7 protein-coding genes are annotated in these 7,063 nt (G+C 64.9%); 4 read left to right on the top strand and 3 right to left on the bottom strand.

Annotated elements, in window-relative coordinates:
* Positions 1-17: 17 nt before the first annotated feature.
* The 4 genes from doeA to FY036_RS23640 all read left to right on the top strand — a co-directional run bounded on the left by doeA (position 18) and on the right by FY036_RS23640 (position 4,178).
* The gene (doeA, locus tag FY036_RS23625) at positions 18-1,199 is read left to right on the top strand and encodes an ectoine hydrolase DoeA (protein ID WP_148917130.1); all 1,182 of its coding nucleotides are present in this window, start codon (positions 18-20) and stop codon (positions 1,197-1,199) included.
* 6 nt (positions 1,200-1,205) lie between these two features.
* Complete coding sequence (gene doeB, locus FY036_RS23630; protein ID WP_148917131.1) at positions 1,206-2,213, top strand: N(2)-acetyl-L-2,4-diaminobutanoate deacetylase DoeB; 1,008 nt, start codon at positions 1,206-1,208, stop codon at positions 2,211-2,213.
* Positions 2,214-2,361: 148 nt separating this feature from the next.
* The gene (locus FY036_RS23635; protein ID WP_148917132.1) at positions 2,362-3,372 is read left to right on the top strand and encodes an ATP-binding cassette domain-containing protein; all 1,011 of its coding nucleotides are present in this window, start codon (positions 2,362-2,364) and stop codon (positions 3,370-3,372) included.
* Positions 3,369-4,178 (top strand): ABC transporter permease, encoded by an 810-nt coding sequence (locus tag FY036_RS23640; protein WP_201744846.1) that lies wholly within the window; start codon positions 3,369-3,371, stop codon positions 4,176-4,178. Before FY036_RS23635 ends, FY036_RS23640 begins: the two co-directional genes overlap by 4 nt.
* Before the next feature lie 3 nt (positions 4,179-4,181).
* Here the strand turns inward: FY036_RS23640 and FY036_RS23645 are convergent, their stop codons facing one another.
* Genes FY036_RS23645 through FY036_RS23655 form a run of 3 tightly spaced genes read right to left on the bottom strand, consistent with a single transcriptional unit; the run spans position 4,182 to position 6,678 of the window.
* Positions 4,182-5,429: a sensor histidine kinase gene (locus FY036_RS23645; protein WP_148917133.1), complete on the bottom strand. Its 1,248-nt coding sequence runs from the start codon at positions 5,427-5,429 to the stop codon at positions 4,182-4,184.
* Positions 5,429-6,124, bottom strand: a complete 696-nt coding sequence (locus FY036_RS23650; RefSeq protein ID WP_148917134.1) for a response regulator — start codon at positions 6,122-6,124, stop codon at positions 5,429-5,431. The genes FY036_RS23645 and FY036_RS23650 overlap by 1 nt, the downstream gene beginning before the upstream one ends.
* Positions 6,125-6,162: 38 nt before the next feature.
* Positions 6,163-6,678: a Spy/CpxP family protein refolding chaperone gene (locus tag FY036_RS23655; protein ID WP_148917135.1), complete on the bottom strand. Its 516-nt coding sequence runs from the start codon at positions 6,676-6,678 to the stop codon at positions 6,163-6,165.
* Positions 6,679-7,063 lie beyond the last annotated feature (385 nt).

Here is a 7,063-nt window from a genome sequence, read left to right on the forward strand (position 1 = left end):
CGAGGAAAGCCCGTTTCATGAGTTCCCCAAATCTCAAGTTCACGCGTGAGGAATATTCCGAGCGGCTGGCGAAGACCCGCCGCGCGATGGAGGCCAAGGGCATCGACGTTCTGATCGTCAGCGACCCCTCGAACATGGCTTGGCTGACCGGCTATGACGGCTGGTCGTTCTACGTGCATCAGGCCGTGATCGTTCCCCCGACCGGCGAGCCGGTGTGGTACGGGCGGGGGCAGGATGCCAACGGCGCCAAGCGCACAGCCTACCTCGCGCACGACAACATCATCGGATACGCCGATCACTACGTGCAGTCGACCGAGCGACACCCGATGGACTTCCTCTCGCAAGTGCTGGTCGAACGAAAGCTCGACAAGCTGACTATCGGCGTCGAGATGGACAATTACTGGTTCTCGGCCGCAGCTTTCGCGGCCTTGCAGAAGGGGCTCCCAAACGCGCGCTTCGTTGACGCCACAGCGCTGGTGAACTGGCAGCGGGCGGTGAAGAGCGCGACCGAGATCGACTACATGCGCAAGGCCGGCCGCATCGTGGAAGCCATGCACGCGCGCATCCTCGACAAAGTCGAAGTGGGCATGCGCAAATGCGATCTGGTGGCCGAGATATACGACGCCGGCACGCGCGGCGTGGACGGGATCGGCGGTGACTATCCGGCAATAGTGCCCCTGCTGCCCTCTGGCGCGGATGCGTCTGCCCCGCATCTCACATGGGACGACAAGCCGATGCGCGCGAACGAAGGCACGTTCTTCGAGATCGCAGGCTGCTACAACCGTTATCACCTGCCGCTGTCGCGCACTGTCTTCCTCGGCAAACCTACGCAAGCCTTCCTCGACGCCGAAAAGGCGACGCTGGAAGGCATGGAGGCGGGGCTCGCCGCAGCGAAGCCGGGCAACGCCTGCGAGGACATAGCCAACGCGTTCTTTGCCGTGCTGAAGAAGTACGGCATCGTAAAGGACAACCGCACCGGCTACTCCATCGGCCTGTCCTATCCGCCGGACTGGGGCGAGCGCACGATGAGCCTGCGGCCGGGTGACAAGACCGAACTCCGGCCCGGCATGACCTTCCATTTCATGACCGGGCTCTGGCTGGAAGATATGGGGCTCGAGATCACCGAATCGATCCTGATTACCGATACGGGCGTGGAGTGCCTGTCGAACGTGCCGCGAAAGCTCTTCGTGAAGGATTGAGTGGAGATGCTCGACCAGAACCAGCGTCCCTCGCCCATCTCGCCAACGATCGATCTCGATGCGCGAGGCGTGCAGCACGGCTTCCTGCGGCTTCCACACAGCCGCGACGATTCCGCGTGGGGATCGGTGATGATCCCCATCGCCATGATCCGCAACGGCAGCGGGCCGACGGCACTGCTGACCGGCGGCAACCATGGCGACGAATATGAGGGCCCGCTGGCGCTCTACGAGCTGGCGCGCACGCTCGACCCGGCGGACGTCTCGGGCACGGTCATCATCGTGCCGGCGCTCAACTACCCGGCCTTTCGCGCCGGCACCCGCACATCGCCCATCGACAAGGGCAACATGAACCGGTCCTTTCCCGGAGCGCCGGACGGTACGGTTACGCAGAAGATAGCCGACTACGTGCAGCGTCATCTGCTGCCGCGCGCCGACATCGTGCTCGACTTTCACTCCGGCGGGCGCACACTCGATTTCGTGCCGTTCTGCGCCGCCCACATCCTGCCCGACAAGGCGCAGGAAGCGAGGGCCTTCGCTGCAGTGGAGGCGTTTGCCGCACCCTACTCGGTGAAGATGCTGGAGATCGATGCAGTCGGCATGTTCGATACCGCAGTCGAGGAAATGGGCAAGGTTTTCGTCACCACCGAGCTTGGCGGTGGCGGCACCGCACGTGCCGAAACCGTGCGTATCGCGCGCAAGGGCGTGATGAACGTGCTGCGCCACACAGGGATCGTGGCCGGTGCGGTCGAGAGGACGCCGACTTCATGGCTCGACATGCCGGACGGCGACTGTTTCTCGTTCGCGGAGGACGACGGGATGATCGAAACCATTGTCGATCTGGGAGAACGGGTCCAGCGTGGCGTGGTTGTTGCCCGTATCCACGGAACGGGACGCACGGGCATCGCGCCGATCGAAATCAAGGCGAAGATGGACGGCATTCTGGCTGCACGCCATTTTCCGGGCCTAGTGAAGGCGGGCGATTGCGCCGCCGTGGTGGCTGTGCCGCAAGGCTGACTGCGCGATCGCTGACAGCGAGGTGTCAGCAGCGTCGCCTATGGCTTGAGCCTGCGGCTGCAAAGCCGTCACGAAGCTGGTATATGCGTGCGCCGTGCGCGGGGGCGATCCGCCCCTGCGTCAAAAGCGGCAGCATGGAACCATCCCGATGAACCTTACATCGCCCGGCGCAACGTTCACCCATGCCGCGCAGGACGCTCTTGCGATATCCGCCCGCGGCATGGTCAAGATATTCGGCGAACTGCGTGCAGTGGACGGCATAGACCTCGACGTCCCACGCGGGGTGATCTTCGCGATTCTCGGGCCGAACGGCGCAGGCAAGACGACGCTCATGCGGATGCTTGCCACACTGGCTACACCCGATGCAGGCAGCGCCGCCGTGATGGGCCACGACCTCGTCACGGAGCCACATGCGGTGCGTGGGGCGATAGCCATGACAGGCCAGTTCGCCTCGCTGGACGAGGATCTGACCGGTCGCGAGAACCTTATCCTGCTATCCAGGCTTTGGGGGTTTCGCCGGCGGCAGGCCAAGGATCGCGCCGACGAGTTGCTGGCCGCCTTCGACCTTGCCGATGCGGGCGGCAAGCAGGTGAAGGACTATTCCGGCGGCATGCGCCGCAGGCTCGACATAGCAGCCTCGCTGATCGTCACGCCCGGGGTGCTGTTCCTCGACGAGCCCACGACCGGGCTCGATCCGAAGGCACGGCAGAGCGTATGGCGGATGATCCGATCGCTGGCGGCGTCCGGCGTCACCATCCTGCTGACCACGCAGTACCTGGACGAGGCCGACCAGCTTGCCGCGCGCATCGCCGTGATCGACCATGGCCGCAAGATCGCGGAGGGTACAAGCCGCGAACTGAAGGCCGCCACCGGGTCGGGTTTCCTTCACGTCGCGCTTGCCGACGCGGCAAGAATCGACGAGGCCGCTCGCCTGCTTGAAGCCAAGCTCGGCGGCAGCGTCCAGCGAAGCGTGGAGGGCGCCGAGCTTTCCGTGATGGCTGGTTCGCCGCAACGCGCCAACGAGGCGCTGGCAGCTCTCATCGCCGCCGGCATCGAGCTTGCCGATTTTTCCATGGGCTCACCGAGCCTCGACGAGGTCTTCTTCGCCTTGACGGGCGGACCGGCGCAGCCCGCCGGACAGAAGGAGGTGGAGCGATGAACGGTACTGCGACCGATGCCCTGATGCTGCGGCCGGTGGCGCGGCCTGAACCACCTTCGGCCTTCTCAAACGCGCTGGTCTTCGGCTGGCGGGCCGTCCTCAAGTTCAAACATGTGCCCGAACAGCTGTTCGATCTGGTGATGACGCCGATCATGTTCACGCTGCTGTTCACCTTCGTCTTCGGCGGCGCGCTGGCCGGCTCGACGGGCGACTATCTGCAGTTCTTCCTGCCCGGCATTCTCGTGCAGACCATCGTCTTCAACGCCGTCTATTCCGGCATGGGCCTTTCGACAGACCTTTCCAAAGGGCTTTTCGACCGGTTTCGTTCGTTGCCGATCTGGTCGCTCTCCCCGTTCGCCGGGTTGATGGTCGGGGATGTGCTTCGCCACCTGATCGCGGGCGGCATCATCCTGACGATCGGGCTGATCCTCGGCTATCGTCCGGAGGCCGGCATCGTCGGCGTAATCGCCGCCTTCGCGCTGCTGGTCGCAATCGGCTTTGGAACGGGCTGGCTGTTCATCGTTCTGGGGCTGATGGTCCGTACGCCGACGACCGTCATGACGCTGGGCTTCACCTTCCTGTTTCCAGTCGTGTTCGCGTCGAACATCATGGTCGATCCCGCCACCATGCCAGCCTGGTTGCGCGCCTTCGTGGACGTGAACCCGGTGTCGCTGATGACGACCGCGATGCGCGGCCTGATGGCGGGCAATGCTACGCCCGGACAAATCGCGCTGGCGCTGGCCGCGCCGATCGTGCTCACGCTGCTGCTCGCGCCCGTGACGCTCTGGCTCTATCGCAGACGCTGACGGTCACTCCGAGGCTGCCGGCAGAGTCACGACGAAACGTGCGCCGCCATCGGGCGGCGTCTCGTGGCGCACTGTGCCGTGGTGACGCCCAGCTATCTGGCGAACAAGCGCCAGACCCAACCCCCAGCCGCCGGCGGCCTCGCCTCGCCCCGAAGGTCGATAGAACGGCTCGAAGAGACGATCTCCTTCAATCTGGGCAATGCCCGCGCCATGGTCGCGGACAGAGAGCTCGGCGAAACCGTCTGCGCGCGTAACCTCGACCGCGACAGGCGGCGCGCCGTGGCGCAATGCATTCTGCATGAGGTTGCGCGCGAGGCGCCCGAGAAGCCGTGCATTGCCGGACACGATGACGGCCTCCCCCGTGACCGGGATACCGTGGCGCGCGCCTTCCTCAGCTGCCAGCGCCAGCAGATCGACCCTGTCGGTCAGTTCGAGGTTCTCGACGTGATCGAGGCGGCTCGCTAGCAATATTTCTTCCACCAGTTCGTCGAGCTCGGCAAGGTTGCGGATGATCTCCCGCCGGTGCCGTTCCTCCGGTTGCTCCCCGTGAAGGTCGCTCGCCATCCTCAGCCGCGCCAGCGGCGAGCGCAGTTCGTGACTGGCATTGGCCAGCAACGACCGGTGGGAGGTCACCAGTTGCTCGATACGCGCCGCCGCATTGTTGAAGCTTGCGGCGACCGCCGCTACTTCGTCCTTGCCGTGCACCGGGACGCGCCGCGACAGGTCGCCCTCACCCCATGCCTCGACACCGTGCCGCAATCCCTCCAGACGCCGCGTCAGGTGACGCACGACTGGCCATGCGGCCAACGCGGTCACGCCGGCGATCAAGGCCAGCCAAACCAGCGGACTGCCGCGTGGCGCGCCGAAAGGCGTGCCGACGCGCGCTACCAGCACGCGACCATCCTCCAGTTGCACCGTAAACCGATGACCCTTGCTGCTCAAAAGCTTGCGCCGTTCGCCCGGCGGCGGAAACGAAGGCGGCTCGCCGACTGTCGCCTGCGCCTCGCCATTGGCGTCGAAGATCGCGATATCGGCGTCAAACGCCTCACCCAGCCGGTCGAGCACGATTTGCGTTTCCGCAGGTGTCGCGTCGGACGGCAGCATCGCCGACAGGATCGCATCTCGCCTGCTCGACCAGCTGCGATCCTCTTCGTCGTTGCTTAGCCACAGAAAGGCACCGCTCGCCATCGCCAGCACGACGAGGCTGGCGAGAAGCGTCAGGTAGACCTTGAGGAACAGGCTGCTCTTCATCAGTCCTGATCCTGCCGGCGTGCGAAGATGTAGCCCGCGCCGCGCACGGTGATGATGCGGCGCGGCAGTTTCGGCTCGTCCTCGATGGCGGCGCGGATGCGCGATATGTGGACGTCTATTGATCGGTCGAACGCGTCGAACGCCTCGCCCTTCACCTTGTCCATGAGTTGCTCCCGCGAAAGGGTGCGGCCGGCATTTTCTGCAAGCGCCACGAGCAGATCAAACTGATGACCGGTCATGACGCAGTCGCGACCGTCTATGCGGGCAGCACGCGAGCCCGGGTCGATCTCCAGCCGGCCGAAGCGCAGCAGCCTGTTGTCCACGCCACGGACGCCGCGCCGGCGCAAAATGGCCTTGAGGCGGGCAAGCAACTCACGCGGGTTGAAGGGCTTCGGCAGGTAGTCGTCCGCGCCCAGTTCCAAACCGACGATGCGGTCGGTTTCCTCCCCCTTGGCCGTGAGCATGAGTACCGGAACGTCCGACGCAGCCCGGATGCGCCGGCATGTCTCGAACCCGTCCAGATCCGGCAGCATCACGTCTAGAATGACCGCGTCGGGGGCGTTGCGGGCAAGCTCCGCCAACCCGGCCGTCGCGGTCGGGGCAGTGCGCACGGCAAAGCCGCTGCCTGAAAGATAGTCCACGAGCATGGCGGAAAGCCGCGTATCGTCATCGACGATCAGTATGTCATCCGCCATGCGCTGCCGGTCTCCGGGTTCGGTCGCTTCGCGCGACCTTACCACCGGCGTTGCGATGCGCGCTCCTGGAAATGTTCCGCAAGAGCCGCGCGCTGGTCCGGCGTCAGCACTTCCGCGGCCTCGATCAGCGCGGCGGTAACGCGACGCGACGCCTCGTCGAGCGCGCCGATGCGTTCGGCCCGCAGCGTTTCTGCAGCCGCCGGGTCGATGGTTTCGGCGCCGATAATCTCCACGATCGCTTCCCTGGTGTGCCGGAACTCGCGCATCAGCGGCCGCAATTCCGCCCGCGCGTCGTCGATGATCGCCCAGATTCGCTCTTCCTGCTCCGGCGTCGCGTTTACGGCGTCCAGCGCACGACCGAACCCACGGCCGGCAAAACCCATGCCATGGTTCATACCCGTCTTCATGACGAAGCGGCCCATGCCGTCCCCTCCGCCCATTGCACCGGCAACCCCGATGCCGCCAAGCACCAGAACGGTGATGCCGCCTGCCACGACCCAGCCACGGGTTCGGCTCCGCGGCGGAAGTATCTCGATTTCCTTTTCCTGTTCCATCCTGAAACTCCCTTCCTGCCCGGCAACGATTGCCGCGATGGAAGCAGGTTAGGCCTGAACTGTTTCGCCCTTTGCAGGCCAGTGTAAAGAAATGTGAAGCACGCCTGGGTTCGGCTGGGTAGGCCAACACCCGCGCAAGGCAAGTCCCCTCACCGTCCCGCCGACGACAAGTTTTTGTGACTTGGCTGCGATGAACCGCGCGCGGTCCGGGCCCGTAGATTGGCCCGAGACGACCCCTGGTCTCTCCCCCAGAAACCAACCGAGAGGAAGCAAGGATGCTCAAGAGATTGTTGATTTCCGGTGCGGCTGCCGTCGCGATGACCACATCCGTGCTGGCCGCCGACATCGTCGATACCGCCAGCCAGGCCGGCAACTTCACAACCCT

Origin of the sequence: Neoaquamicrobium microcysteis (assembly GCF_008180155.1) — a bacterium.
Lineage (GTDB): Bacteria > Pseudomonadota > Alphaproteobacteria > Rhizobiales > Rhizobiaceae > Aerobium > Aerobium microcysteis.

Excerpts from the sequence above, each read along its gene's own strand:
- doeA (WP_148917130.1), top strand. The coding sequence starts at position 18 with ATGAGTTCCCCAAATCTCAAGTTCACGCGTGAGGAATATTCCGAGCGG.
- doeB (WP_148917131.1), top strand. The coding sequence starts at position 1,206 with ATGCTCGACCAGAACCAGCGTCCCTCGCCCATCTCGCCAACGATCGAT.
- FY036_RS23635 (WP_148917132.1), top strand. The coding sequence starts at position 2,362 with ATGAACCTTACATCGCCCGGCGCAACGTTCACCCATGCCGCGCAGGAC.
- FY036_RS23640 (WP_201744846.1), top strand. The coding sequence starts at position 3,369 with ATGAACGGTACTGCGACCGATGCCCTGATGCTGCGGCCGGTGGCGCGG.
- FY036_RS23645 (WP_148917133.1), bottom strand. The coding sequence starts at position 5,429 with ATGAAGAGCAGCCTGTTCCTCAAGGTCTACCTGACGCTTCTCGCCAGC.
- FY036_RS23650 (WP_148917134.1), bottom strand. The coding sequence starts at position 6,124 with ATGGCGGATGACATACTGATCGTCGATGACGATACGCGGCTTTCCGCC.
- FY036_RS23655 (WP_148917135.1), bottom strand. The coding sequence starts at position 6,678 with ATGGAACAGGAAAAGGAAATCGAGATACTTCCGCCGCGGAGCCGAACC.